This is a genomic window from Natronosalvus rutilus (genome assembly GCF_024204665.1).
GTDB classification, from domain to species: domain Archaea; phylum Halobacteriota; class Halobacteria; order Halobacteriales; family Natrialbaceae; genus Natronosalvus; species Natronosalvus rutilus.
Map to the genome: position 1 here is coordinate 2,586,128 of NZ_CP100355.1, position 24,324 is coordinate 2,610,451.

The window sequence follows — 24,324 nt, forward strand, 5'->3', positions numbered from 1 at the left end:
CGGCGTGGTCTCTCGACGAACGGTCGTCGAACTCCCACGCGGGATTGATTTATCAGGCGGAATCACATACGTCGTCGTAGTGTCGTCGATCCTCCCCGTCATCGTTGGCATCCTCGTCCTCGGGCTGGCCGCACAGTTGCTGGCCAATCGACTGCGCATTCCGAGCGTCCTCTTTCTCATCCTCCTCGGCTTGCTGGTCGGTCCCGAAGGGCTCGGGTTCGTCTCGATCGATACCTTTGGCGCCGGCCTCTCGACCGTCGTCGGCCTGAGCGTCGCCATCATCATCTTCGACGGGGCCTTTCACCTCCGCCGGGAAAAGCTCGAATTGGCCCCTCGAGCGATCATCCGGTTGACGACGCTCGGTGCAGCCGTCGCCCTCGGCGGGACCGCCCTCGCCGTCCGGTACTTCCTCCACACCGACTGGGGAATCGCCTTCCTCATCAGCGCATTGCTGGTGGCGACCGGCCCGACCGTGGTGACGCCCATCCTCGAAGTGATCACCGTCCGCGAGCACGTCGAGGCCGCACTCGAGGCCGAGGGCATCGTCAACGACGTGACGGCCGCGCTCTTGGCCATCGTCATCTTCGAGACGGTCGTCGTCGGGGACGAGCGCTCGCACGTGCCGGTGTACTTCCTCCAGCGCTACGCGGTCGGCATCGGCGTAGGAATCGTCGTCGCCATCGTCGTCTACGCCCTGCTGACGCGGGTCAGACAGCCCGCGGGCGACGCCCCACAGACCGCCCGTCTCGTCGTGTTAACCGGTGCGCTGGCCGCCTATGGCCTCGCGGACTCGATTTTCCCCGAGACGGGCGTGGCCGCGGCCGGGACGGCCGGGTTCGTCCTGGGTAACCTGGACCTGCCACACCGCGAGGAAATCGAGGGATTCAATCGCGATCTGACCCTGCTCGTGCTCTCGTTCGTCTTCATCTCGCTGGCCGCGCTCATCGACGTGGGGGCGCTCCTCGGCCTCGGGTTCGGCGGCATCGCGGTCGTCGTCGCCGTCACGCTGATCGTTCGCCCGCTGATCGTCGCCGCGGCGACCACCCACTGGCGATTTAGCGCGGGCGAACGGTACTTCTTGAGCCTCGTCGGCCCGCGAGGGATCATCCCCGCCTCCATCGCCACGCTGTTCGCCATCGAACTCGAGACGGCCGGCAACTCCGTGGCCGCACAGACCCTCGCCGGTACCGTCTTTCTCGTCATCTTCATCACGGTTGTGCTGCAGGCGGGGCTCGCCCGCCAGCTCGCGGAATACTTCGAAATCGAACCAATGCGCACCATCATCGTCGGCGGCGGTCGGGTCGGCCGAACGCTCGCCACGCGACTGGAGAACCGTGGAGAGAACGTCATCCTCGTCGACAGCGACTCGGCGACCGTCGAACGACTCCGTCAGGAGGGATTCTCGGCCCACCACGGCGACGGCACCTCGACCGAGACGCTCCAGGAGGTCCGCATCGACAACGCAAAACTGGTCGTCGCCACGACTGCCGACGACGACACCAACCTGCTGGTCTCTCAACTCGCCTCCACGCGCTTCGACGTCGACCGCGTCCTCGCCCGAGTGAACACGCCGGAGAACGTCGATGCCTTCGAGACGCTCGACGTCGACGCCATCGACGTCTCGAGCGCGACAGCCTGGACAATCGACAACGAGATCGAACGCCCGGCGCTGGCTCACTGGATGAACGAACTCGGTGAGGGCCACGACGCTCAAGAAATCGTCGTCACCGCGGCCGAACTGATCGGCACGACGATCCGCGACCTCGATTCGGAGATTCCCGACGGCTGTATCGTCGCCGTGATCGCCAGAGACGGAGAGACGCACGTCCCCGAAGCCGGCACCGTCCTGGAGGAGGGTGATCGGGTCACGTTCATCGGCCGCGAAGACGCCGTTCGGACGGCAGTCAAGCGGTTTCACCCACGCGACTGAACGGCCTCGACGTCACACTCGAGCGGATATTCTGAGTCAGAAAAACCGGGGTGCTTTTGATAGCTGTGTGGGAACGACGTATCAAACGTGAGTGAGGACGCCGATCCCCCCGAACTACTGGCTCTCCTCGACGACGAGTACGCTCGCGCGATCCTCACCGAAACCAGTGCCGAACCCATGTCCGCCAGCACCCTGAGCGACCGCTGTGACGCGTCGCTCCCGACTATCTACCGTCGCCTCGAGCGACTCCGGGAGTGTGATCTGATCAGCGAACAAACCGAACTCGCACCGGACGGCAACCACTACAGCGTCTACGCGGCCCGCCTCGAGCGACTCGAGGTGACCCTCGAGGACGGCGAACTGTCCCTCGAAATTACCCGGAAAGACGAAGACGTCGCCGACAAGTTTACCCGAATGTGGGAGGGATTGCGATGACCGGGAGCGGCGTCCGCCTCGATCAGGCCTCAATGTTCGAGTTGCTGACGGTCGGGAGTCTGCTCCTCGTCGCGCTCGTGGGGACGATCTTGGCCGTCCAGGCCTATCGTGGCTATCGGCGAAACGACAGTCGGGCGATGAAGTATCTCGCCATCGGCTTGCTGTTGCTGACGCTCGGCCCATTCGTGATCAACATCTCGGTGACGACGCTCACCGCCGCCGACCAGGCGACGACGGTCTTCCTCGAGAACGTGAGTCGATTGCTCGGGCTGTTGGCAATCACGTACTCGCTGTACGGAACGAAGTAGGGGTAGGAGGCGCGGGGGCCACGGCGGATGGTGGCGTGAGATTTCGGAAAACGACGTGTGGGCGGCGCTAGTGACCGATTTGGCCTATACGACCTCTCGAGAGTACATAACCGATTTTGCGAAAACCTGGGACACATACCTCGAGTATACCATCCGGCGGCGACTAAACCGTACATCAAGGACGCGATAGTTCTTAAAGCGTCCACGGTCTTTTCTCTGCGTGAAGTTGCTCGTCCGAATTGATATTACATCGGTCTCAACGGATAGTTGCAGGCCGTAACCGGCGTGCTGGGCGGAGTCGGCCCTCCACTGCATCCATCAAGCCGAACGTGCCTCTGACACCACGTTCGTCACGTCGCTCCGACCCATCCACGCTCGAGGTGTACGCACACACTCGACGGCTCTTCTGCATCCACCCCCATTGATATTTTCCTCAACATGGAAATACTTAGATAAGAGTGTAAGCGTACGAATGTGTATGGGGTGGACTCACGACGGACTGGTTCTCGCAGCGATCGCACTCGTGGTCATCTGCGCCGGATGTACGGTGGCGATTTCCGGGGAGACGCAACCGGATGGAGAAACGCTTCTCGAGGAGGCGGTGACGGCGGACGACGTACCGCCGTTGACTGGGGAACGAACGGTCACGTTCGCGGACAGTGCTGGAACGTACGAGACGACGGAACGCGTCTGGGAACGCCCGTCGTCGAGGATGCGAACGGAAGTGATCGACTCGGTTGGCTTCGAGGAGAACCACGAAGGCGGGATTGCCGTTCGAAACGGCTCGACGCTCTGGCTGACCGACGGTGAGACTGACAACGTGACTACGTACGATCTCGAAACCGAGTCCGAGTCCGAGAGCGAAACCGATGACGAGGCACGATTGCTGGAAGAGCGCCTCGACCGGTACGACGTGACCTACGAGGGAACCGAGACGGTCGCGAACCGGACGACTCACGTCGTCTCTGTCGAGCCGAAGGAGACGACAGTCGACCGGGGCATTGGCGTGCTCATCGGTGACACCCGCTACGTCTACCCGCTCGAGACGAGTGCGTACGAGGAGACTGACTTCGAGGGCGGGACGTTCTGGATCGACGACGAGTACGGGTATCCGCTCGCAATGCAGGGAACGTACACGGACGTCGACGGTACCGAACTCGAGGTCATTACCGAATTCGATTCCGTCACGTTCGAAGCGGACCTCGAGGCCGAGTTGTTCGACCCCCCAGTGGAGAACGACACTGACGACGAGCAGTCGGTCGAGGAGCCGGAGTTCGAACAACACGAGTTCGAGGACCGGTCGGAAGCGAACGAGTACCTGCGATTCGAGGTTCCGAACGCAACGTTCCCCGCCGAATACGAACGACAGTCCGTGTCCGCCGACCAGTGGAACGGCGTCCAGACCTACCACGAGGAGTATCGCGTTGGCGAGGAACTCCTCTGGTTTAGCGTCTCAGAGGGCGACCTCCGCGGCGACGACCCCGACCGCGAGGGTGTCGGCGAACTCGAGGCGACCGTCTCGACCTACAACGGGACGACCCTCGTCACCTGGGACTGTGGCGAGTTGACCTACCAGTTGAGCAGTCCGATCGGCGAAGCGGCGTTGCTCGAGCGGGCCGAGGAAATCGGCTGTCAGTGATGCGGTTCACGCAAACGAATACCTGACAGACCGGGCCCTCTCGAGCCTTCTTTCGGTGGAAAACGAACGGCTAACCGGCGTTAGCCGTGGATGCCCATCGCTTCGATCTGCTCTTGATACCGGTTCCGGATGGTGACTTCGGTCACCTGTGCGACGTCGGCGACCTCTCGCTGGGTCTTCTTCTCGTTACAGAGCAGCGAGGCCGCGTAGATGGCCGCCGCAGCGTACCCGGTCGGTGATTTGCCGGAGAGGAGCCCTTCTTCGGCCGTCTTCTCGATGATTTCGTTGGCCTTGGTCTGGACCTCTTCGGAGAGTTCGAGTTCGGAGCAGAAACGAGGGACGTACTTTTTCGGGTCGACCGGTTTCATCTCGAGGCCGAGTTCCTGCGAGATGTATCGATAGGTGCGACCGATTTCTTTGCGTTCGACGCGGGATACCTCGGAGATTTCTTCGAGGCTGCGCGGAATGCCTTCCTTTCGGCAGGCGGCGTACAGTGCGGACGTGGCGACGCCTTCGATCGATCGTCCGCGGATCAGGTCCTCCTTAAGCGCGCGTCGGTAGATGACCGACGCGACCTCGCGAACCGATCGCGGAACGCCGAGTGCCGAGGCCATGCGATCGATCTCGGAGAGGGCGAACTGCAGGTTGCGTTCGCCGGCGTCTTTCGTCCGGATGCGTTCTTGCCACTTGCGCAGTCGGTGCATCTGACTGCGCTTTTTCGAGGAAATGGATCGACCGTAGGCGTCTTTGTCCTTCCAGTCGATCGTCGTCGTGAGCCCCTTGTCATGCATCGTCTGCGTCGTCGGCGCGCCGACTCGGGACTTGTTCTGTCGTTCCTGGTGGTTGAACGCCCGCCATTCCGGGCCGGGGTCGATTTGTTCTTCCTCCACGACGAGCCCACAGTCTTCACAGATGAGCTCACCCCGGTCGGAGTCCTTGACGAGATTGTCCGAGTTGCACTCGGGGCACGCACGTACCCCCTCTTGATCCTCGGTCTCGTCCGTCTCGCGCATTCGCTCCCGCTGGCGGGTGGACCGTGTCATCGCACTTTTATAGTAGTAGCACGGTATTATATAAACCTTTGGTCCGGATATTCGTTGCAGGGATCGGATCGGCCGAATTCGATGGACTCGGACCGGTTTACGCCCCATTTTCGGATCGAAACCACAACAGTTTTAGCCGGAGTACGCCGACAATTCGGCGAATGCCGGTCATCGAGTGCGACGTCGAAGACGCCCGGGAACGCCTCCAGGACGCGGGAGTGACGGTAGAGTCGGGAAACACCGATCACGAGCGCTGGCGGGCGTCTCACGGGGGTGCGACGGCCGTCGCCTACGAGAACAAGGTGGTCATACAGGGAGGTAGGCCCCGTGACCTCGAGGCACTCCTGCGCGAGGGCGGCGGTCGCGCGCACGTCTACTTCGACGGCGGCGCGCGCGGCAACCCCGGGCCCGCCGGGATCGGCTGGGTGATCGTCACGAGCGAGGGCATCGTGGCGGAAGGGAGCGAGGCCATCGGTCGCGCGACGAACAACCAGGCCGAGTACGAGGCCCTGATCGCGGCGCTCGAGGCGGCCCGTGACTACGGCTACGACGAGCTCCACGTGCGCGGTGATTCGGAGTTGATCGTCAAGCAGGTCCGCGGCGAGTACAACACCAACAATCCCGAACTGCGAGAAAAGCGGGTGACCGTCCACGAACTCCTTCGCGAGTTCGACGAGTGGGCGCTCGAGCACGTTCCCCGGGAGGTCAACGACCGAGCGGACGCGCTGGCGAATGAGGCGCTGGATCAGGCTCAGTGAGATGCGCGAGATCGGTTCGATTCTCGGCGGCCGCGAACGTCGATCGGTTCTCGTTACAGGATATCGACGTTTACCCCGTTCTCACCCGTACCGACGTCGATGACGCCGTTTCGGTAGATGACGATGCGGCGTCCCAGAAGACCGAGTGAGAAGATGGCGTCATCCGATCCGCCGTCTGTCCTGACCGAATCGTCGACGGCAAACACGATCGACTCAAGCGACGGGGAGCCGTCGGTGATGGGGTCGAACGTCTCCGTCGGCACGTCTATTATCGCTCCTTCGACGGAGAACGCGATCGCTCCAGGCGACGCGTCGGTCGACTCGGTGCTGTCGCCTGACGAAGCGGAGACCGTGTCCATCCCCGGCGAGAGGTCGTCAGTATCGGGCGTTTCGACGCCGACGTCCACCGTTTCGAGCCGAAGCGAGGCCTCCTCCTCGAGATCGGTCCTGACGGTGCGCGACTCGTCGACCGAAATATCTACGCGTACCGGTTTCAGAGAGGTGCCCTCGAATTCGCCCAGCAACTCACTGGTCACCGTAATCACCCCCTCGGCCGCGAACGCGATCCGATTCGGCGGTCGGCACTCGATGCGTTCGTCGGTCAATCGAACGTTTCGGTTTTCGCCGATGTCAACGTGAACACTCATTGTCGTACCCGTTCATTCGTACATTCGCTGAGCGCATGTGAAACGGTGTCGTATAGATTCGAGACAGGTTCACTACCGAGTGACTACTCCCACGACTGAAGTCGTGGGCTTCCCTCACTGAGGGTTAGGCCCACGTCTTCCGGGGAGTTCGCAGGTTCTGTCTCACCGCTGGTTCCTTCGAGTACGACCTGCGTTTCGGGCTGAGCCACAACAGCCCCCACCGTCGATAGCGGGCTCTGAATGTCCTTACCGACGGCTCGTTTACCGATGTTCGACGCCCCGTTCTTGTCCGCATTATCTTCCAGCTCACAGTCGTGACACTCCACCCGACCCTGTACGTCACGACTCGTGTGCTGTGACCCACACCGCCAACACGTCACCGACGTGTCCGCCTCGTTAATCGGGAGACACTCTCGACCATCGAGATGGGCCTTGTACGTGAGGATGTTCGCCAGCTTCGCATACGGCATCTTGTGCGTCTTGTCGTTCACGTACCGTCCCTTGTCGTTGTCAAAGCGCAAGCCCGTCATATCTCCGAACACGATGACAGCGTTGCGTTCCCGAGCGCGGGCGATGAGTTCGTTCGCCGCCTGATGTAGCTCGTGTTCGACCGTTCGCGATTCCTTATCACCGATGCGCTCGATGACCTGTGCCCCCGAACGAACCTTTGCCTTCCCAATCGACTTGCGAAGTTGTTTGTAGTGTTCGCGGATGCGCCGGACGTCTGCGCCGTGGAATTTGGTCTCCCGGTCGGAGAGGAACGTGCTGACGGCTATCCACTTCGCGCCCATATCGACGGCGAGTACGTCGTCGTATTCGTCTGCAACGGCCACAGACCGCTTGCAGACGAGGTGGACGTACCACTCACCGTCGCGGCGGACGAGTTCCGAGTCTCGGATGTGCTTGTCGGTGAGGAGGTGCGTGTCTTTCTCGGGGACGTGGACAGGCACCCAGATACTATCCCCCCGTTCTCGCCCGGGGTTGTAGACGGGGAGTTTGAACCACCACGACGACAGCACGGTATCCTCGTCGTGATCGATGGTGATGCAGTCGTTGCGGAGGACGACTGGTTGTTCGGTATCCTCGCGTGGGTTTTTGTTCGACTGGACTTTCCCCGCCTGTTGCTTGGTGGCGGAGTAGAGGTTCGCATCATCGTCACCGTGAACGGCGTCCTGGAACGCGGTGTATTCGCGTTCGATGAGTCGAGCTTTCCGCTCGGTGAGCGAGTGGAGTTTGACCCGTACCGTCGTGGTGACTTCGCAACGCATTTTATCGTCCGGTCTGTGCTTCGATGTATTCCTCGATGATCTGAGCCGATACTTCGCCTGCTGAGGAGACGAAGTACGAGCGCGTCCACAGCGAGGGGAGGCCGAAGTCGAATTCGTCTCGGAGGTTCCGCGAGGTGTAGCCCTTGACCTGTTGGATGATTTTGTTCGGGGAGAGTTTCGGATTCCCCGTGATGAACAGGTGTACGTGGTCGGGCTGGATTGCCAGTCGGAGTATGTCGAGGTCGAGTTCGTCGGCTTTCTCTTCGATGAGTTGTTCGAGACGGGCTACAACCTCGTCGGTTAGCACCGGCTTACGGTACTTCGGACACCACACAAAGTGGTAGTGGAGGTTGTGTACCGACGTTCGCTCTCGACTATACCCGCGAGGCATAGCCTTAGATAGAAACTACTCACTATTAGTTGCTTTGATTCTATCAACCCTACACCGTGCTATCGAGGAGCGATTCTGTCGGCTTTGTCGGATTCATCCCACGACTGAAGTCGTGGGCTTTCTCCTCGAATCTGTGTAATACGCACCGAAGAGACCGTTCGCGGTATCGACCGAACCGGGTACTCGAACGCACGTCGGCAGGGAACAGTTCCCGCCAGTGCGACGTTGGCGCGCATCCGCTTCTCATCCGTGCCCAACTCGAGCCGAACACGTATCGGCTGCAGGTGATCGTGGCGTCGTCGTGAGCAGAAACAGCACGCCCAATAGCCTTGGGCCCGACTGTTCGAGACGAATGACCGGCCACGACGCATTCGAGCACGAACCGGGAGAGGGCGAAACCAACGGCGCATCCGACGCGGAACCCGACCTTCCCGCCGACGTCGTCGACGAAGCCGAACGCCTCCGTCGGCTCGAGCGAAACGCCGTCGACGAGGGAGAATGCGAGGCCCACGCCGACCGCCGGGAACGATTGCTCGAGGAACACGACTACACGGACCACGTCCGCTCGGACGACGGCGACGAGGTACTCGTCTTACATCCCAAGGAGTGGCACGACGAGGAAGCTGGGGTCATCAGAACGGACCGCATCGAGGATCTCACGCGCGCGGTCGAAATTCCGCTCGACGGGCCGGGCTACCCCGAAGACTGGGACACCGTCGACGAGCAAAACCGATCGCTAGCGGCCGAGGTTCGCACCGTCCACGGCGACGTCCACGGCGACACCGCCGAAGCGCTCGCGGACTTCATGGGGAACCACTACGCGAAACCGATCACGTCCGCCTCGAGCGACGAACTCGAGGAGTTCCGTTCGGAGTACTTCGTTCGCAACGCCTGGCCCTCCGAGGAACAGCGCGACGCGTTAGACGACTCTCTCGAGCGTATTTACGAGACGGCCGAAAAACCGGTGCCCGAATTCCGGTCGGAACCGTCTCAGTGATGTCAGAACGGGTTTTCAGTAACTGTTCTCGATGATCTCGCCGATCTCGTCGGCGCGGTCGTCGCCCGTGACGACCTTCGAAAGCGACCACTCGAGACCGTCGAGGACGGCCTCGTAGCCGTCGTCGGTCAGTTCGTACTGGTTGGTTCGCTTGTCGAGTTCACTCTTTTCGACCAGGCCCAGGTCGACGAGTTCGTCGAGGTTGGGGTAGAGTCGACCGTGGTTGACCTCCGTCCCGTAGTAGTCCTCGAGCTCGCGCTTGATGGCCAGGCCGTACATTGGCTCCTTCGCCAGGATGACCAGAATGTTGCGCTGAAACGCTGTAAGTTCGCGTGCGATACTCTGCTCGCCGGTGATTGCTTGTGCCTCTGACATGGATGTGCAAATGTCACCAAGATATTTAAGAGTTACCAACTATTCAATTTGCGCCAGTGCGCAATAACAGGTGCTACGCGGGGCAGAAGGCCCGTATGCGGGCGAATTTCGGTTCGTTCGACTCCCACGTGAAACACCAGCACATCGTGGCTCCACGGGATTACGAAAGTACTTTTTGATCGACCGCGGACCTGCCTGTATGGTCAATCTCTGGGAAGACCTCGAGACCGGACCGAACGCACCGGAAACGATCTACGCTGTCGTCGAGTGTCTCAAGGGCGAGCGAAACAAGTACGAGTACGACAAGGACGTGCCGGGCGTCGTCCTGGACCGAGTGCTCCACTCGAACGTCCACTACCCCTCGGACTACGGGTTCATCCCGCAGAGTTACTACGACGACGAGGATCCCTTCGACGTGCTCGTGCTCGTCGAGGACCAGACGTTCCCCGGCTGTATCATCGAGGCCCGTCCCGTCGCGCTCATGAAGATGGACGACGACGGCGAACAGGACGACAAAGTCGTCGCCGTCCCCGAGGAGGACCCCCGGTACGATCACATCCAGGACCTGGAGGACATCCCGCAACAGCAGCGTGACGAGATCGACGAGTTCTTCTCGACGTATAAGAACCTCGAGGAGGGCAAGGAAGTCGAGACACAGGGCTGGGAGGACAAGCAGGCTGCCTACGACGCGATCGAGCACGCCCAGGACCTCTACGAGGAGCACTTCGGATAGCGCACCCTCTCCGTTTTGCGGCCGTTCGTCGAGTGATACTCGAGAGTTATCTACACCGTTCGAACGATGCATTATGAGCATGGGTAATTTTATGCGTGTCGTTGACGTAGCTAGAGTCGAGATGGCGACCAACCAGCACCCGACTCACGACGCGGCGTCGGCGGACGACTCGACGGATGGAGCCGGAATGGCCCACCTGACGGTCGTGCCAACGAACTTCGACCCCGACGCGCCGAACCAGCGTCGAGATTGAATCGGCTGCAGTGGCGTCGATCGCTCTCGGCGGGATGCGAGGGCTCTATCGTTCTCGAAAACAGTGTCTCGAGAAGAACCTTCTTGTAGCCGGTCGAACTACGGACCCCCATGGGTCTGTTCGACCGATTGCGCGGCGATGAGAACCCGCGCGTCGCGTTTATCGGTATCGACGGTGTGCCGTACAGTCTGTTGACGAACAACCGCGATCGATTCCCCAACTTCGCCGCGCTCGCAGACGAGGGAACCGCGAGCGAGATCTCAAGCATCGTCCCTCCCGAATCGAGCGCCTGCTGGCCGGCACTCACGACTGGCGTCAACCCCGGTGAGACCGGCGTCTACGGCTTCCAGGACCGCGAGGTCGGCACCTACGAGACGTACGTGCCGATGGGACGAGAGGTACAGGCGACTCGCCTCTGGGACCGCGTAACGGAGGCGGGGCGCAAGGCAACCGTGTTCAACGTTCCCGTCACCTTTCCGCCACAGCGGGACGTCCAGCGGATGGTTTCGGGCTTTCTCTCCCCCGACCTCGAGAAGGCGGCCTTTCCCGACGACGTACGCGAGTACCTCGAGTCGATCGACTACCGCATCGACGTCAATCCGAAACTCGGCCACGAGGCGGACAAGACCGACTTCATCCAGGACGCCCACGAGACGCTCGACGCCCGCTTCGAGGCGTTCCAACACTACCTCGAGGCGGACGACTGGGACCTCTTCTTCGGCGTCTTCATGACGACCGACCGGGTGAACCACTTCCTGTTCAAGGACTACGAGCGCGACGGCGAGTACAGGGAGGAGTTCCTCGAGTTCTACGAGAAACTCGACGACTACATCGGGCGCATTCGCGGCCTCCTGCCGGACGACGTGACGCTGATCGTCGCCTCCGATCACGGATTCACCAGCCTCGACTACGAGGTCCACTTCAACGAGTGGCTCCACGAGGAGGGGTGGCTCTCCTTCGACACCGACAGCCCGGACGAACTGGGCGACATCGCCGACGAGACGCGCGCGTACTCGTTCATCCCCGGCCGCTTCTACCTCAATCTCGAGGGTCGAGAACCGCGCGGGTCGGTCCCACAGGAGGACTACGACGCGGTTCGCGACGAACTGAAGGCCATGCTCGAGAACCTTGAGGGTCCCGACGGTCGGAAGGTGGTCGACCGCGTCGTCGAGAAGGAGACGGCGTTCCGCGGCGACCACGACGACATCGCACCGGACCTCGTGGCGATTCCGGCTAAGGGCTTCGACCTCAAGTCGGGGTTCAAAGCCGACAGCGACATCTTCACCACGGGCCCGCGTAACGGGATGCACAGCTTCGACGATACCAGCCTCTTCATCGACGACCCCGAGGCCACCATCGAGGACGCTGACCTCTACGACGTCGCCCCGACGATCCTCGACCTGCTCGAGGTCGACGTCAAGCGGTCGGCCTTCGACGGTGCGAGCCTGGTATAGAGGGGCCAACAGCTCTCGTTACTGCGGATACCGACTACCGAACGGCATCACCGATCGACGAGCCACCGGTATCCATTTCGGAGCAGTTGCCCGATACCCAAGACCGTCGCCAGAATGCCACCGACGACGACGGTCGAGGCGACGAGATCGAACGACGGGAGGGGCGTGAATCGACCGAGTACGAGGAGAACGATCGCCACGGCCCAGACGGCCGACAGGCCAACGCCGCTCCAGGCGAGAATTCGAACGAGCGTCGATTGCATGGTCACCTGACGTGTCGTCGCAAGTATCGATATTGCGATTTGCCACTGATCAAACGATGTGTGGCCGTCACCTCGTGGAACGTTCCCGATCGATAGCGCGTTTTCGAATCCGTTTTGACGACCCCGGTGCTGGCTCGAGTATGCGCGACGCCACCGACGTGGAAGGCGAAGGTCAGGAGGAAGCGGAAACCGACGCCATCGACGACTCGAGCACCCTGACGGAGGTCGTCCACGCCCGCGGCCACGAGCACGTCTCCGCCCGACACGCGAGCACCTTCGAGATCACGACCGACGACTACCTCACGCCAGCCGGCGACTGCATCCTCGCCATCGACGCCGACCGCGCCCCTGCCGACTTCGATCCGGACTTCGTCGAAGCCTGTCGGGACGCCAACGCGGTAATCACCGTCACCATCAAGGCCGCCGAACACACCGAGAGCGTGACGGGGCGAGGGGACCCCGACCTCGAGTTCGCCAGCGAGCGCAGTGCCGTCGGACGAACCAGTGAGTACGTCGACGAGCGGACGGTCCTGTTCGAGGCTGACTTCGCCGCCGAGGGGTTCGACCGCGACCTGGTGGCAGCCCTCGCCGACGGCACTGACGCGCGGGTGACGTTTACCGTGTCACCGGAGTGATCAACGAACCCGAGGGTCAGTCTCGACCCGATTGCTGTCCATCGACCGGCGCGTCCTGGAGCGGTGGCCGTTCCTCGCTCGAGCACGCGGTTTCGGGGATCGGGGACCGAAGGGCTACCAGCGGGAGTGCGAACGCGAGAAAGCCCCCACCGAGGAGCGCCAGTAACGTGATCGGCGAGGTCAGGTCCGCGACGAAGCCCGCGAGCGGTTTCAACGGGACGCGCACGAGTGCGTATCCCATCGACGCGGCGCTGAGGACGGTGGCGCGACCGACCGACGCCGACCGGTCGTTGAGGTACTGATTGACCAGCGGTTCGTACAGAGCTCGAGCCCCCTTCATCCCGAAGAAGACGGGAATGGCGAGTACCGGAACGACGGCAGGGGCAAGCACGGTCGCGGCGGTCACCACCGGGACCGTCAGCAGCGCCGTGCGGAGGCCCACCAAGGATCGAACGGTTTCCGCGTGATAACTCGTGATAGCCGCGAGGACGGCGAATCCAGCGTAGAGGAATCCGAGCGCAGCTTCCTCCGGCAGGGATCCGGCGAGGGTCGACACTGGCGATGCGTCGTTCAACACGTCGACGGTGATCGGCTGAATGTAGGTGTCTGCCACGTTGACCAGCGCGAAAAACAGGGCGACGAGTGGGACGAAGACGCGAAACGATGGGCCCGCGAACAGCCGTCGAAGCATCGAGAGCGTCTCGAGTACGCCAGGAGAGTCCGCCACGTTCGTCTCACTGGTGCCATCGAACTGGGCGTTCTTCGGCATGGTGAGCACCACGGCCACGCCAGCGCCGTTGAGCGCTGCCGAAGCGAGAAACGGATAGGTCGGCTCGATCGCGTACAGGAAGCCGCCACCGATCATCGTCACCGCGGAGACCCACTGGTGGACCGACCCGCCTCGACCACGGATGCGAGTGAAATCCGCCTCGGTTCCCTCGTCGTCTTTCGCTCGAAGCGTCTCGTAGAGCCAGGCGTCCGCGGTTCCGGACTGAAACGCGAGCGAGACCGACCAGACGGCGTAGAGAACCAGAAACGAGAGGAACGAATCGGCGACGACGAACCCGGCAATAGACAGCGTCATCGCCGCCATTCCAATCGCAAGCGCGTTTCGACGACCGAGTCGGTCCGCGACGTAGCCCGTCGGCACCTCGAGGACGACGACGAGCAGCGCCGAAACGGCCCCGAGCGTCCCGATCTGGGCGAAGGTGAGATCCTTCCAGAGCAAGAACAGGGTGAACACCGGCCAGATGAAGCCGACCGAATCGGTAGCCTGAAAGAGATAGTACCTGGCGATGGGCGCGGAAATTTCGGTTCGACTCATCTGCGTCGTGGGATGGACGTACCGATAGCACTTAGGCGATTCCGGTTACAAATTTTTGTAATATATCTGCATTATTTGGCACGCGACCGCCACCGTTTAACCGTGTACTGCTCGAGCAGATCAGACACACGTCACGCACGGTCCTCGAGCGGAGTCGCGACTGACGGCACCAGCGAGACGACAGCACGTCTTCACGCGTGCTCGGCCGGTCTCACCGCATCCCGTCGGGGAGGTCCTGCGTCGGCGGCCGACCGACAGTGCGACAAATTCCGTCCAGAAGCAACAGCAGACTCTCTTTGTGACGAGGCTTGTTGTAGTGAATCGACGTCGGAGCGATCCCGTACCGATCGTACTCCTCGAACGCGTCCGGCGGCACCGTCTCGTGTTCGGTTACGTCCTTGCGGAGTTCGACTGCGAGAGCGTGTAAATGGATGAGTTCCTGTTTACGCATTCCATCGATTCCTCTCACGCAGATTCGTTCGGCTGGCCGATCTGTGGGTCTCCCTCGTAAATTCGAACGGTTCCGTCGGAACCGATGGTGATGGTGTAGCCCTCGTGTTCGAATTCGACATTGACCGTCGAATCGTGCGCGCTCGCGTGACGCAGCAGCGTCACGACCGATTCCAGTTCGACGGATTCGTACAACGGTCCGACGTCGGTCTCGGGCACCTCCTCGAGGGCCGCGATTGCCTGGACGAGTTCTCCCGTCAACGCGTCCGTTTCGTCGTCCGTCGAGTCGAGTCCCATCTCTCCTTGGGGTGCGTGATCGAGTTGACTGCTCATGTCTCCAGATAGCGGGCCAACGAACACCTATGAAAGCGGTGTCCCTAAATGTCGAGGTATATCCGTCGTTATCGTTTCGCGAAACAATTTCACCAGGGGAAACTGAAATTATAGCCGCTGTAAACGGGACGGAGAACGCTTCTCGAACACGAACTGGATTTTGGGTCGGAAAACGCGAACCCCTATCGACTTTCGGACGAAGAGGCGAGCGCACCCTCGCCGATCTCCTCCAGGACGTGTTCGTGAAACGCTTGCAAGACGGCGCTCTCGTCTTCGGCCAGCACCACGTCGCTCGCTGAGAGCGTCGCCAGGCCGAACGCGCGCGGCGTCGGCGAGTCGACGAGCCGTCTCGAGACCCCGAGTTCGCCCGACTGGAGGCGAGAGACGATGCCTTCGATCTCTGTGACGTTCAACTTGTCCTCGAGGAGTTCGCGGTAGGTTTCCTCGATGACGGCGAAGTCCTCGAGGCCCTCGGCGAACCCGAGCAGCATCTCGCTCGAGACCTGTTGCTCGCTGGCGGACTTCTCGTAGCCCTTGTACCGCTTGAGGATCATCAATGAGCGCGTGGCGTTGATCCGGAAGTACCGCTGGAGGAGGTCGGTTCCCGACAGCGCGCTTCGCAGGTCCGGGCGCACGTCGTCGGCCTCGAGGTCGTCGAGAATACCCTCGAGATCGACCTTCCGGTTCAGGGGCATCGAGAGGACGAACCCGTTGTCGGCGACGGCGACGCGGACGTCCGCCGTCGCCTCCTGGGCACACCGGTAGGCGAGCAGTCTCGAGAGGCCGTCGTTGACGCGACGGCCGTAACAGGAGTGGACGTAGTAGTGGCGCTCGTACTCGTCGCGGTCGCGTTCGACCTCGATGGCGAGCCGATCGGGCGTGCTCACGCTCCCGACGCCCGCGTAGCGAATCTGGTAGTCGAACAGTCGGGACAGCGCACGGACGCTCGAGTCGTCCAGCGGGAACTGGCGAAGCCAGGCGCGGACGCGCGAGGAGCCGCCCTCGTCGTAGTGCTCGAGGAGCGTCCGCTGGAACGCGAGGATCTCGCGGCCCATGTCCGAGGAGAGCGGCAGGCGCTCGGAGTACCAGGACGGCACCGTCGGCCGTGCCCTCGTCCGGTCGACGTACACCTTCGATCCGCGCCGGTAGCGGTACTCGAAGTGATCGCCGCCGAGGACGAACACGTCGCCCTTCTCGAGAGTGTCCAGGTAGCCCTCGTCGAGCTGGCCGACCCACGCGCTATCGGCGCGCGTGTAGACGTCGCAGGTGAATGAGTCCGGAATCGTACCGACGTTGGTCATGTAGATGACGCGGGCGAGTCGACCACGTTTGCCCATCAGCACCTCGCCGACGGGGTACTCGGGGTAGTGGTGCTCGCCGTCGGGCGGATCGTTCGCGTCCCGCCAGACCTTCGCGTAGACGTTCCGGTCCTCCATACCGGCGTACTCGGCCGTGAGGTACGCCAGGAGTTGCTCCCAGTCGTCGTCGCCGTAGCGCCGGTAGGGATACGCCCGCCGCAGGATCTCGAGCACCTCCCGTTCCGGTCGAATCTCGGCGATCGCCATCCCGTAGACCTGCTGGGCGGCGACGTCCTGGGCGTTCTCGGGGATCGACACGGAGTCGACAAAGCCCTCCTGGGCCTTCTTGAGCATGACCGCACACTCGAGCAACTCGTCCCGGTCGAGGGCGATCACTCGACCCGTGACGGTCTGGCCGACCCGGTGGCCCGCCCGTCCGACGCGCTGGAGCAACGCGGCGACGGACTTCGGCGAGCCGACCTGTACGACGAGGTCGACGTGGGGCATGTCGATGCCCAGTTCGAGGCTGGTCGAGGACGTCACCACGTTCAGGTCGCCCGCTTTGAGCTTTCCTTCGACCCGATGACGAACGTCCTTCGAGAGGCTCCCGTGGTGACACCCCGAGTTGTCCTCGTCGTAGGCGTCGAACCGCTCGCGAAGCGTGTGCAACACGCGCTCGGCACCCGAACGCGTGTTCGTGAAGACCAGCGTATTGGTGTGATTCTGGATGTGCTCGTGTAAGAGTCGGTAGAACCGGTCCTGGACGAGGTCTCGCGAGGTGTTGATCAGGTCGTCGGCAGGGCACTCGAGGCGGAGGTCGAACTCGCGGGCGAAGCGGGCGTCGACGATGTCGTAGTCTCGGGGGGTTCGTTCACCCTCGGGTTCCAAATCGGTCTCCGAATCGACCGCAGAATCGGCGCCGGATCCCGGCTCGCTCGACGGTTCACAGCCGACCAGAAATTCTGCGACCTGCGAGAGAGGCTCGATTGTCGCCGAACAGCCGATCCGCGTGACGTCGTGATCGACCAGTGCCTCGAGTCGCTCGAGGCTCACCGAGAGGTGCGTCCCGCGTTTGTTCGCCGCCAGCGAGTGAATCTCGTCGACGATGACGTACTCCACGTTACGCAGTTTCTCGCGGAACTTCGGTGCGTTGAGCAAGATCGCCAGCGTCTCCGGCGTCGTGTTGAGGACGTGGGGCGTCGTCTCGAGCATCGCCTGGCGCTCGCTCGAACTGGTGTCGCCGTGACGAATCGCGTGGCGAATCTCGCCCATCGAGTCGCCCCGCTCTTCGACGATCGATTCGATTCCCTCGAGCGGGACCTCAAGGTTCCGGTGGATGTCGTTGGCCAGCGACTTCAGCGGCGAGACGTACAGACAGTACACCGCGTTCTCGAGTCCGTCGCCGTCCCGGTCGCGCTTGAAGAGTTCGTCGATAATCGCCGTAAACGACGCCAGCGTCTTCCCGGAGCCTGTCGGCGCACAGATCAGCGTGTTCGTTCCCGCGTGAATCTTCGGGATGGCGCCGCGCTGTGGTGGGGTGAAGAACCCGCCGTTCTCGGGGACGTACTCGCCGAACGCCTCGAGCCACCACGCCTGAACTGCCGGCTCGAGTAACTCGAAGACGTCCCAGTCAGCGACGTCTGCCGACTCGAGTGCGGGCGGCAACGACGGGCTCGTCGAGTGCGACGACTCGTCCCCATCCATCGTCAGTCACTGGGGCCCGGTCGCCTAAGAGGGTTTGGTCAGCGGGGTGAAAGTGAACGGCTACAGTTCGAGCCACTCACTCTGGACGTTGTAGTCACGAAGGTGCCACCGTTGTTCGACGCGACCGTCGCGGCGTCGGACCTCGACGACCGCGTCGAACAGCGGTTCGAACAGGTTGACCGCGTCGTGATCGCGCGCCAGCGGGAGGTGAAAGTGGCCCATTCCCGTCGTACTTTTGACGGTGGTGGTCGTGATGTGGAGCAGTTTGAACACGTCCTCGGGGTCATACTCGCTCAGCAACGGGACGATCGAGTCGACGCAGACACGCAGTTCGGCAGGATCGAGCCCGTCTTCCGTCGACTCGATTTCTCGAATCGCGTCAATGACGTCCGTTCCGAGGGTAGCGAGCGGCTGACCGGCCATATCGATGGTCGGTTCCTGTGCTGGTTGGACGGTGTGTTCGATGTGACGCGTCCGTGCGTCCGTGGACTCACAGACACAGCCGTGGCCGCGGTACGTCGCGTCTCGAGCCGTCACGGCGAGCCGATGGCGTTCGCTATCGGTGTGCGTCCCGAGCAAGCGCTGACACGCGACTTCGTGTGCCGCTTGCTCGCTGCTCCCGACGACCAGTACAGTACTTCCGTTCCGTTTGAGTCGGTCGAGCGCCTGCGCGAAGGTGACGCCGTCTGACACACCGGTACCTGACTCAGTCTGCATCCATTTACAGCCTCACCGCCGACCGCAATAAACATTGTGGTCGTTATTCATCTAAGTAAGTTCATCTCGAACAAAATCCGTTCCGTGAATCCGACGTATAATTCGTCGGGAGAGACCCAATCGGCCATTTTTTCACGAAGGGCCACGCAGTGGTCGCATGGACGACCGCGACGACCGTAACGACCGCGACGACCTCGCCGAAGCGCTTCGGGAGTTGAGCGCGACGCTGAACGCGCTCCGCGACGAACTCGAGGACGGCGCTCGATCCCGGAACCGCCGCCGACGGCAATTCCCGTTGCGGCCGCCGACGCCGGGCGAACTCGCTCGGTTCGGTGACGAAGTCGCGATTCCAGCCCTGATCACCACCCTCGAGGCGAACATCCGTGCGCTCGAGGCTCTCAGGCGCGGACTAAAGATCGCTCGAGGCCAGCGAGCGGTTCGCGACGCCGCGACGGACGCCGCCGATCGGACGGTCGACCGCTCGAGCGAACTCCGGGAGACCACGCTCACGCACCTCGACCGCGCGCTTCGAGAGCTGCAGGACGCCGTCTCGGGCGACGCCGACGAAGTCGGGGTCGAGGTCGACGACCGGACACGAACGTTGCTCGAGGATGCCAGACGGCTTCGCGACGATATCGACCAGCGACTGGCAGAGCGCGTCAACCGGGGAGGAGAATCTGGGTCGAACTCGAGATCTCAGCCCTACCGGATCGACATTCAGTCCGGGGACGACAACCAGCGACCCGCGAGTGACCAGCGGTTTGTGAGGAACGAGGATGGAGATCGCGACGACGGCGACGACCTCCCAGAGGAATCCACCGACCCCGGCGTCGACGTCGACGCCGAACTCGAGACGTTGCGAGACCGGTATGGCGCCTCGAACGAGGACGAAACGGACGAATCCTCGCCGGCAGGGAAGGACGGCGACTCGGCGGACGACGGCTCGAGTAACGGTTCGATTGACGACGAAGGAAACGGCAACGAAAACAACGGAGACGACAGAGACGGCAGAGACGAAGACGCCGACGACTAGGTCCGCAAGCGAGCGACCACTCAGACCGGTTCGAACCGGTAGCCGTCCCACGCCTGACTCTCGGTCACTTTGATCCCCACACCTGGTTCTCGAAGTTCCTCGACGTAGACCGGCTGAACCTCGTCGCCGGTCTCGACGTCCCCGGTCGTGAGCTGACCCAGGGCGCGAACGGGCGGCTGGTCGACCTCGAGCGCGTCCTCGAGGTCGAACTCGACGATGGCCAGGTGATTCGGTTCGCGGACGCCGGGCGGGGTGGCCGTGCTCGTCGTCCAGGTGACGACCGTCGCGGTGAACTCGCTCAGGTCGACCGTGTCGACGGGTTCCTCGCCGTCCGGGCCGAGGTGGTGGCCGGGGAACCCGATCGTCCCGTCGGCGTAGCGGTAGGCTTCCATCGTCATGCTGCAACCTCCATGATCGTCGTAATGACGCAGTTACCGAATCCACCTACGTTACAGCAGAGGCCGACCTCCGCATCGACCTGGCGCGGGCCGGCCTCGCCGACGAGTTGCTCGTAGATTTCGACGCCCTGGGCGACGCCGCTTGCGCCGAGGGGGTGGCCCTTGGACTTGAGGCCGCCGGAAGTGTTGATCGGGAGGTCGCCGGTATCGCGTTCCGTGTCGCCCGCCTCGACGCGCTTCCAGGCCTCGCCGTGGTCGGCGAAGCCGAGTCCCTCCATCTGCAGGAACTCGAGGATGGTGAACATGTCGTGGAGTTCGGCGACGTCGACGTCCTCGGGGCCGTACCCGCTCATCTCGTAGGCGGCCTCACCGCTCTCGACGACGCCGTTCATCATGGTGGGGTCGGGGCGCTCGTGGACGACGTGGGTATCGGTTGCCCCGGCGACGCCCGCGACGACGGCGTACTCGTCGGCGTACTCCTTCGCGACCGATTCCGGACAGAACACGAGGCCAGCGCTGCCGTCGGTAATCGGGCAGAAGTCGTAGAGACGCAGCGGGTCGGCTACGATAGGCGACTCGAGGACGGTCTCCAGGTCCACTTCCTTGCGGAACTGAGCGTGAGGGTTGTCGGCGCCATTTTTGTGATTCTTCACGGCGACCTTTCCGAGGCTCTCCCGGGGCGCGTCGAAGCGCTCGAGGTAGTGGCGAGCGGTCATTCCGGCGAAGGAGGGCAGGGTGACGCCGTGTTTGTACTCCTCGGGGTGGGTGATCGAGGCGATGATGTCGGTCGACTCCCCCGTGGTCCGGTGGGTCATCTTCTCGCCGCCGACGAGCAGGGTCATCTCGCTGGCCCCGCTGGCGACGGACTGCCAGGCGGCGTAAATGCCGGCCCCGCCGCTCGAGGACGTCTGATCGACCCGCTGGGCGTACGCCGGCAGGAGATCGAGGTCGTGAGCGAGCATGTTCATGATGCCGCCCTGGCCCTCAAACTCGCCGCTAGACATGTTCGCGACGTAGCAGTGCTCGACGGCGTCGGAAGCGACGCCGGCATCCTCGAGGGCGGCGATGCCAGCCTCGGCGAGGAGGTCGCGGATCCACGCCTCGCGCTGGCCGAACTGGGTCATCGACGCGCCGATGATCGCAACGCGTTCCATGCTCACACTGAGTCAGGTCACGCATTTATAGGGTGAGGATATTGGCAGAATCAGTGTGAGTCGTTCCTGGATTGGAGACCGATCTCTCTGGTACTGTCCAGGTTGGTGTGTGAATACAGAGGATGGATGCAGTACTACAGAGACCAGAGAGGACGTTCAACCGATTGTGAGCACCTTATCGGCGTCCTCCACGATTCGCAAGCAATCGTCCATCGTTGACCGTGGTCGGAGGTCGTCCGGTTCGATATCTCGCGAGTCCATACAGGTGCCACACGCAAACAGCGTTCCGTCGTTGTTCGTGTACTTGCGCATCACCCCGTGGGGGTTGAACTTCTCGTGTTCGAGATCGGGTGCCTCAACCCCATCTCCCAGAAGGAACGTCTCCACCGTGTGTCCCGCGTCGAGAGCCGTATTCGCCAGTCGAAACGCGTTCCAGACTCGTTCCGGATCGTTCGTCTCCAGGATCAGTCCAAGCTGCATACTCGGGAGTAGTCGCGTCGAAAGAAAGCAATTGGGGCGATTCCCATGGGGGGAGAAGATCTTCCTCTCCCTCGGAGGCTAGTGACTGGTTCCTCGAGACGGTGGAGGTAGTACGGGACACGCGCCCTGTATCATTGTAGAGATTCGACTAACTACCGAACTGTTGTCAGAAGCGGTGTGCAAGATACAGAGGATTAGTGCAGCACGACGACTCCGTTTTTTCGGCAAAACTGGTTGACAATCCGCTCACTACACCTGCTTATTGACCGCACCTCCATTCAGGCACCACTGAAACAATCTACGCGTCATATTGCAAATAGAGAGTCCTCTGCACGAACTCACAACTTAATTGGTTCGTTAAGATTCGGATCAGTACCGAGGATGGCAGATAGATGGGGCTGTAACTGGTCGAACTGTTCCCTTGGTTCCACGAGTTGACGTTCCGTATCGTAGTTGATGACGCCTGCTGATTCGAGCTTCGGGATGTGCGCATGGTGCAGCGAGGCCCGAATACCCGTTAGCACCTCTTCAGACGCGTCGGTAACTGGCGTATGATGATTATACTTAAGAATCGTTCTCCTGAGGTCATTCACCGTCAACGGACGCTGTTCTGTTGCGAGTACCGCGAGGATGATGCGACGGTGCTCAGCTCCACACAACTCGAGCACTGTGTTGAACGCAATAGGACTCTCTCTCATGAGAGCATCTTCAGAGACCTACCCCAATTACTCACACTTTTTAGTACCCAATACGCTTTTATACCTACTACCGAGAGGGAGTCGATACGTCGGATAGCGTACTTCCGAGGATGTGTTTGATTCCGCGCCGGAGTCTGGATGCGACGGCTTGCTGTGTAATGCCGAGTTCGTCGCCGAGTTCTTCCATCGTCGCTTCGCGCGGGGATTCGAAGTACCCGCGCTCGTAGGCCAGTACCAGCGCCTCCTGTTGGGTGTCGGTAAGGGCTGCCTCGGTACCCGTTTCAAGAGGCGTGAGTGCGTGTAGTTCCGTGAGCGTGATCGGGATATCTAACTCCCGACACCGGGATTGAAACTCAGCGATATCGCCACGGGTGTCACCACGAATATCGAACGTCCACTGCTCGTCCGTCCCAACGGCTTCGATGAGGGCGATCTGCGTCTCCGTCAGCGTGGTTAACACGTCATCGTAATCCAGCGTCCACTCGACGCGCAACAGATGCTCGTCTTCGACGGAATCTATGAACTGGATTTCCTTCACGCCCGGGTGCTCCAAGAACGCCTCTTCGACGTTACCAACTCTCGTTCCCCGCACCCAGAAGTAGGGGATCACCACGTCTCGAGCAGGGATAATTCGCTCCAGTTCGACTGACACTTCCGGCAGTTGCTCGAACACCGTCCCCAGCGGGAACTCACTGGACGGGACGGTAAAGGAAGCCTCTGTAGCCATCGTCCAATCCGTGGTGCCCTAAGCGTAAATACCTACACGGGGCTATCAATCGAGTCACGAACTGATCCGACGTCTTGCGCTCGCCACCACGTGGTCGAATGGCACGAACTGCGAGGCATTTCAGGCGGGCTTTTCGACGACGAGCTCTCCCCCATCTGGAATCTGCACGGCGTACTGATGGCCGTTGTGAAGCGTAAGATCAACAGTAACGCCGGTTCTGTCGGCAGTATCGTTGAGGAGTCGGTCGAGTGCTGTTGGATCAATGTGGTCGTAAAGTGTCATTCCGAGGGCTGTCGGAGAGTCCATCGGATCGACGTCCTCGATGACAGCGATCGCTCGCACGATAGTGATACTCGGCGGCGTGTCTTCGTCGTACCAACATTTGATGCGAACCGAGTTGGTCGAGTCGCCAGAGGAGTTTGGATTTGGCGAAGTCATACTGTAGTCACTCGGATCTTCGTTACACATACAGCGGTGTGAGGCTGTGGGGCGCGCTCGCAGGCGGTTGGGTTCGAATTACTGGCAACGAGTTGCTGACGCCTGCCATCTCTTTTTTGGCCAAGAACGTCGGGCAATGGTGTACCTGCCCAGTATGTGTTCCCGTTATACTGAGCATCAACCTCCCGTGTTGATCACCTCTCGGTTCGTACCACAGTCGCGCCCTGAATTCAGCACGGTCGTTGAAACCTATCACCGTTTGAGGATCTCAACAAAGCCTTCAAATCCTCCTCGCTCACAGTGTTCGCACAATGTCGTCTTCCTGGCCACAGAAACAAATTGCCGATCCAGAATCCGAAAGAGGATCGAACATTTTCTCGTCTTTAATCGCGAGAGAGTGTCAACGGCGACGTTTGAGGATATGAACATAAGTGATGGGCG

General features: G+C 61.6%; 28 protein-coding genes. 11 read left to right on the top strand and 17 right to left on the bottom strand.

The genetic code is table 11. The features are described from left to right. Nucleotides 1-79: 79 nt before the first annotated feature. The 4 genes from NGM29_RS12315 (at nt 80) to NGM29_RS12330 (ending at nt 4,312) form a co-directional block, all read left to right on the top strand. Entirely contained in the window at nt 80-1,930 is a 1,851-nt protein-coding gene (locus tag NGM29_RS12315) for a cation:proton antiporter domain-containing protein (protein WP_254156544.1), read from the top strand. 87 nt (nt 1,931-2,017) lie between these two features. Then, complete coding sequence (locus NGM29_RS12320; protein WP_254156545.1) at nt 2,018-2,365, top strand: winged helix-turn-helix domain-containing protein; 348 nt, start codon at nt 2,018-2,020, stop codon at nt 2,363-2,365. After that, nucleotides 2,362-2,673: a DUF7521 family protein gene (locus NGM29_RS12325; protein WP_254156546.1), complete on the top strand. Its 312-nt coding sequence runs from the start codon at nt 2,362-2,364 to the stop codon at nt 2,671-2,673. Before NGM29_RS12320 ends, NGM29_RS12325 begins: the two co-directional genes overlap by 4 nt. A 478-nt stretch (nt 2,674-3,151) precedes the next feature. After that, nucleotides 3,152-4,312 (top strand): LolA family protein, encoded by a 1,161-nt coding sequence (locus NGM29_RS12330; protein ID WP_254156547.1) that lies wholly within the window; start codon nt 3,152-3,154, stop codon nt 4,310-4,312. A gap of 80 nt (nt 4,313-4,392) precedes the next feature. Here the strand turns inward: NGM29_RS12330 and NGM29_RS12335 are convergent, their stop codons facing one another. Beyond that, a complete protein-coding gene (locus NGM29_RS12335; protein WP_254156548.1) occupies nt 4,393-5,355 on the bottom strand; it encodes a transcription initiation factor IIB in 963 nt (320 codons plus the stop codon). 161 nt (nt 5,356-5,516) lie between these two features. On the opposite strand from NGM29_RS12335, the gene rnhA reads away from it, so the two are divergent. Then, complete coding sequence (gene rnhA, locus NGM29_RS12340) at nt 5,517-6,113, top strand: ribonuclease HI (protein WP_254156549.1); 597 nt, start codon at nt 5,517-5,519, stop codon at nt 6,111-6,113. A 53-nt stretch (nt 6,114-6,166) separates the two neighbouring features. Here the strand turns inward: rnhA and NGM29_RS12345 are convergent, their stop codons facing one another. The 3 genes from NGM29_RS12345 to tnpA all read right to left on the bottom strand — a co-directional run bounded on the left by NGM29_RS12345 (nt 6,167) and on the right by tnpA (nt 8,419). Next, nucleotides 6,167-6,760, bottom strand: coding sequence for a hypothetical protein (locus tag NGM29_RS12345; RefSeq protein ID WP_254156550.1), 594 nt, complete (start codon nt 6,758-6,760; stop codon nt 6,167-6,169). Between the two features lie 83 nt (nt 6,761-6,843). Continuing rightward, nucleotides 6,844-8,028, bottom strand: coding sequence for an RNA-guided endonuclease InsQ/TnpB family protein (locus tag NGM29_RS12350; RefSeq protein ID WP_254156551.1), 1,185 nt, complete (start codon nt 8,026-8,028; stop codon nt 6,844-6,846). A gap of 1 nt (nt 8,029) precedes the next feature. After that, entirely contained in the window at nt 8,030-8,419 is a 390-nt protein-coding gene (tnpA, locus tag NGM29_RS12355) for an IS200/IS605 family transposase (protein WP_254156552.1), read from the bottom strand. A 352-nt stretch (nt 8,420-8,771) separates the two neighbouring features. Here tnpA and NGM29_RS12360 point away from each other — a divergent pair, with 352 nt between their 5' ends. Continuing rightward, the gene (locus tag NGM29_RS12360; RefSeq protein ID WP_254156553.1) at nt 8,772-9,416 is read left to right on the top strand and encodes a DUF7108 family protein; all 645 of its coding nucleotides are present in this window, start codon (nt 8,772-8,774) and stop codon (nt 9,414-9,416) included. A gap of 15 nt (nt 9,417-9,431) precedes the next feature. Here NGM29_RS12360 and NGM29_RS12365 read toward each other — a convergent pair whose 3' ends face one another. Then, the gene (locus NGM29_RS12365) at nt 9,432-9,791 is read right to left on the bottom strand and encodes a PadR family transcriptional regulator (protein ID WP_254156554.1); all 360 of its coding nucleotides are present in this window, start codon (nt 9,789-9,791) and stop codon (nt 9,432-9,434) included. Nucleotides 9,792-9,990: 199 nt separating this feature from the next. Here NGM29_RS12365 and NGM29_RS12370 point away from each other — a divergent pair, with 199 nt between their 5' ends. The 3 genes from NGM29_RS12370 (at nt 9,991) to NGM29_RS12375 (ending at nt 12,231) form a co-directional block, all read left to right on the top strand. Continuing rightward, nucleotides 9,991-10,524 carry an inorganic diphosphatase gene (locus tag NGM29_RS12370; RefSeq protein ID WP_254156555.1) on the top strand — a complete coding sequence of 178 codons (534 nt, stop codon included), beginning with the start codon at nt 9,991-9,993 and terminating at the stop codon, nt 10,522-10,524. A 121-nt stretch (nt 10,525-10,645) separates the two neighbouring features. Next, nucleotides 10,646-10,777 carry a hypothetical protein gene (locus tag NGM29_RS21170; RefSeq protein WP_256548162.1) on the top strand — a complete coding sequence of 44 codons (132 nt, stop codon included), beginning with the start codon at nt 10,646-10,648 and terminating at the stop codon, nt 10,775-10,777. A gap of 110 nt (nt 10,778-10,887) precedes the next feature. Next, nucleotides 10,888-12,231 (top strand): alkaline phosphatase family protein, encoded by a 1,344-nt coding sequence (locus tag NGM29_RS12375; RefSeq protein WP_254156556.1) that lies wholly within the window; start codon nt 10,888-10,890, stop codon nt 12,229-12,231. 47 nt (nt 12,232-12,278) lie between these two features. Here NGM29_RS12375 and NGM29_RS12380 read toward each other — a convergent pair whose 3' ends face one another. Continuing rightward, complete coding sequence (locus tag NGM29_RS12380; protein ID WP_254156557.1) at nt 12,279-12,494, bottom strand: hypothetical protein; 216 nt, start codon at nt 12,492-12,494, stop codon at nt 12,279-12,281. 215 nt (nt 12,495-12,709) lie between these two features. On the opposite strand from NGM29_RS12380, the gene NGM29_RS12385 reads away from it, so the two are divergent. Continuing rightward, nucleotides 12,710-13,129: a DUF371 domain-containing protein gene (locus NGM29_RS12385; RefSeq protein WP_254160548.1), complete on the top strand. Its 420-nt coding sequence runs from the start codon at nt 12,710-12,712 to the stop codon at nt 13,127-13,129. Nucleotides 13,130-13,145: 16 nt separating this feature from the next. Here the strand turns inward: NGM29_RS12385 and NGM29_RS12390 are convergent, their stop codons facing one another. From NGM29_RS12390 to NGM29_RS12410, 5 genes are all read right to left on the bottom strand, one after another. Beyond that, on the bottom strand, nt 13,146-14,453 hold the full coding sequence (locus tag NGM29_RS12390; protein WP_254156558.1) for an MFS transporter: 1,308 nt from the start codon (nt 14,451-14,453) through the stop codon (nt 13,146-13,148). Nucleotides 14,454-14,664: 211 nt separating this feature from the next. Beyond that, nucleotides 14,665-14,904, bottom strand: coding sequence for a UPF0058 family protein (locus NGM29_RS12395; protein WP_254156559.1), 240 nt, complete (start codon nt 14,902-14,904; stop codon nt 14,665-14,667). Between the two features lie 14 nt (nt 14,905-14,918). Further along, entirely contained in the window at nt 14,919-15,236 is a 318-nt protein-coding gene (locus NGM29_RS12400) for a HalOD1 output domain-containing protein (RefSeq protein ID WP_254156560.1), read from the bottom strand. A gap of 182 nt (nt 15,237-15,418) precedes the next feature. Continuing rightward, entirely contained in the window at nt 15,419-18,238 is a 2,820-nt protein-coding gene (locus NGM29_RS12405) for an ATP-dependent helicase (protein ID WP_254156561.1), read from the bottom strand. A 60-nt stretch (nt 18,239-18,298) separates the two neighbouring features. Continuing rightward, the gene (locus NGM29_RS12410; protein WP_254156562.1) at nt 18,299-18,955 is read right to left on the bottom strand and encodes a DUF7504 family protein; all 657 of its coding nucleotides are present in this window, start codon (nt 18,953-18,955) and stop codon (nt 18,299-18,301) included. A 157-nt stretch (nt 18,956-19,112) separates the two neighbouring features. Here NGM29_RS12410 and NGM29_RS12415 point away from each other — a divergent pair, with 157 nt between their 5' ends. Next, complete coding sequence (locus NGM29_RS12415; RefSeq protein ID WP_254156563.1) at nt 19,113-19,988, top strand: DUF7547 family protein; 876 nt, start codon at nt 19,113-19,115, stop codon at nt 19,986-19,988. Between the two features lie 20 nt (nt 19,989-20,008). On the opposite strand, the gene NGM29_RS12420 is transcribed toward NGM29_RS12415, so the two are convergent. From NGM29_RS12420 to NGM29_RS12445, 6 genes are all read right to left on the bottom strand, one after another. Beyond that, nucleotides 20,009-20,386 (bottom strand): nucleic acid-binding protein, encoded by a 378-nt coding sequence (locus NGM29_RS12420; protein WP_254156564.1) that lies wholly within the window; start codon nt 20,384-20,386, stop codon nt 20,009-20,011. Then, nucleotides 20,383-21,540 (bottom strand): thiolase family protein, encoded by a 1,158-nt coding sequence (locus NGM29_RS12425; RefSeq protein WP_254156565.1) that lies wholly within the window; start codon nt 21,538-21,540, stop codon nt 20,383-20,385. Before NGM29_RS12425 ends, NGM29_RS12420 begins: the two co-directional genes overlap by 4 nt. 156 nt (nt 21,541-21,696) lie before the next feature. Beyond that, nucleotides 21,697-22,020, bottom strand: coding sequence for a DsrE family protein (locus NGM29_RS12430; protein ID WP_254156566.1), 324 nt, complete (start codon nt 22,018-22,020; stop codon nt 21,697-21,699). 338 nt (nt 22,021-22,358) lie between these two features. Continuing rightward, nucleotides 22,359-22,718 (bottom strand): DUF7344 domain-containing protein, encoded by a 360-nt coding sequence (locus NGM29_RS21480; RefSeq protein ID WP_254156567.1) that lies wholly within the window; start codon nt 22,716-22,718, stop codon nt 22,359-22,361. A 67-nt stretch (nt 22,719-22,785) separates the two neighbouring features. Beyond that, nucleotides 22,786-23,445, bottom strand: a complete 660-nt coding sequence (locus NGM29_RS12440) for a helix-turn-helix domain-containing protein (protein ID WP_254156568.1) — start codon at nt 23,443-23,445, stop codon at nt 22,786-22,788. 120 nt (nt 23,446-23,565) lie between these two features. Continuing rightward, entirely contained in the window at nt 23,566-23,913 is a 348-nt protein-coding gene (locus NGM29_RS12445; RefSeq protein WP_311136826.1) for a HalOD1 output domain-containing protein, read from the bottom strand. Nucleotides 23,914-24,324 lie beyond the last annotated feature (411 nt).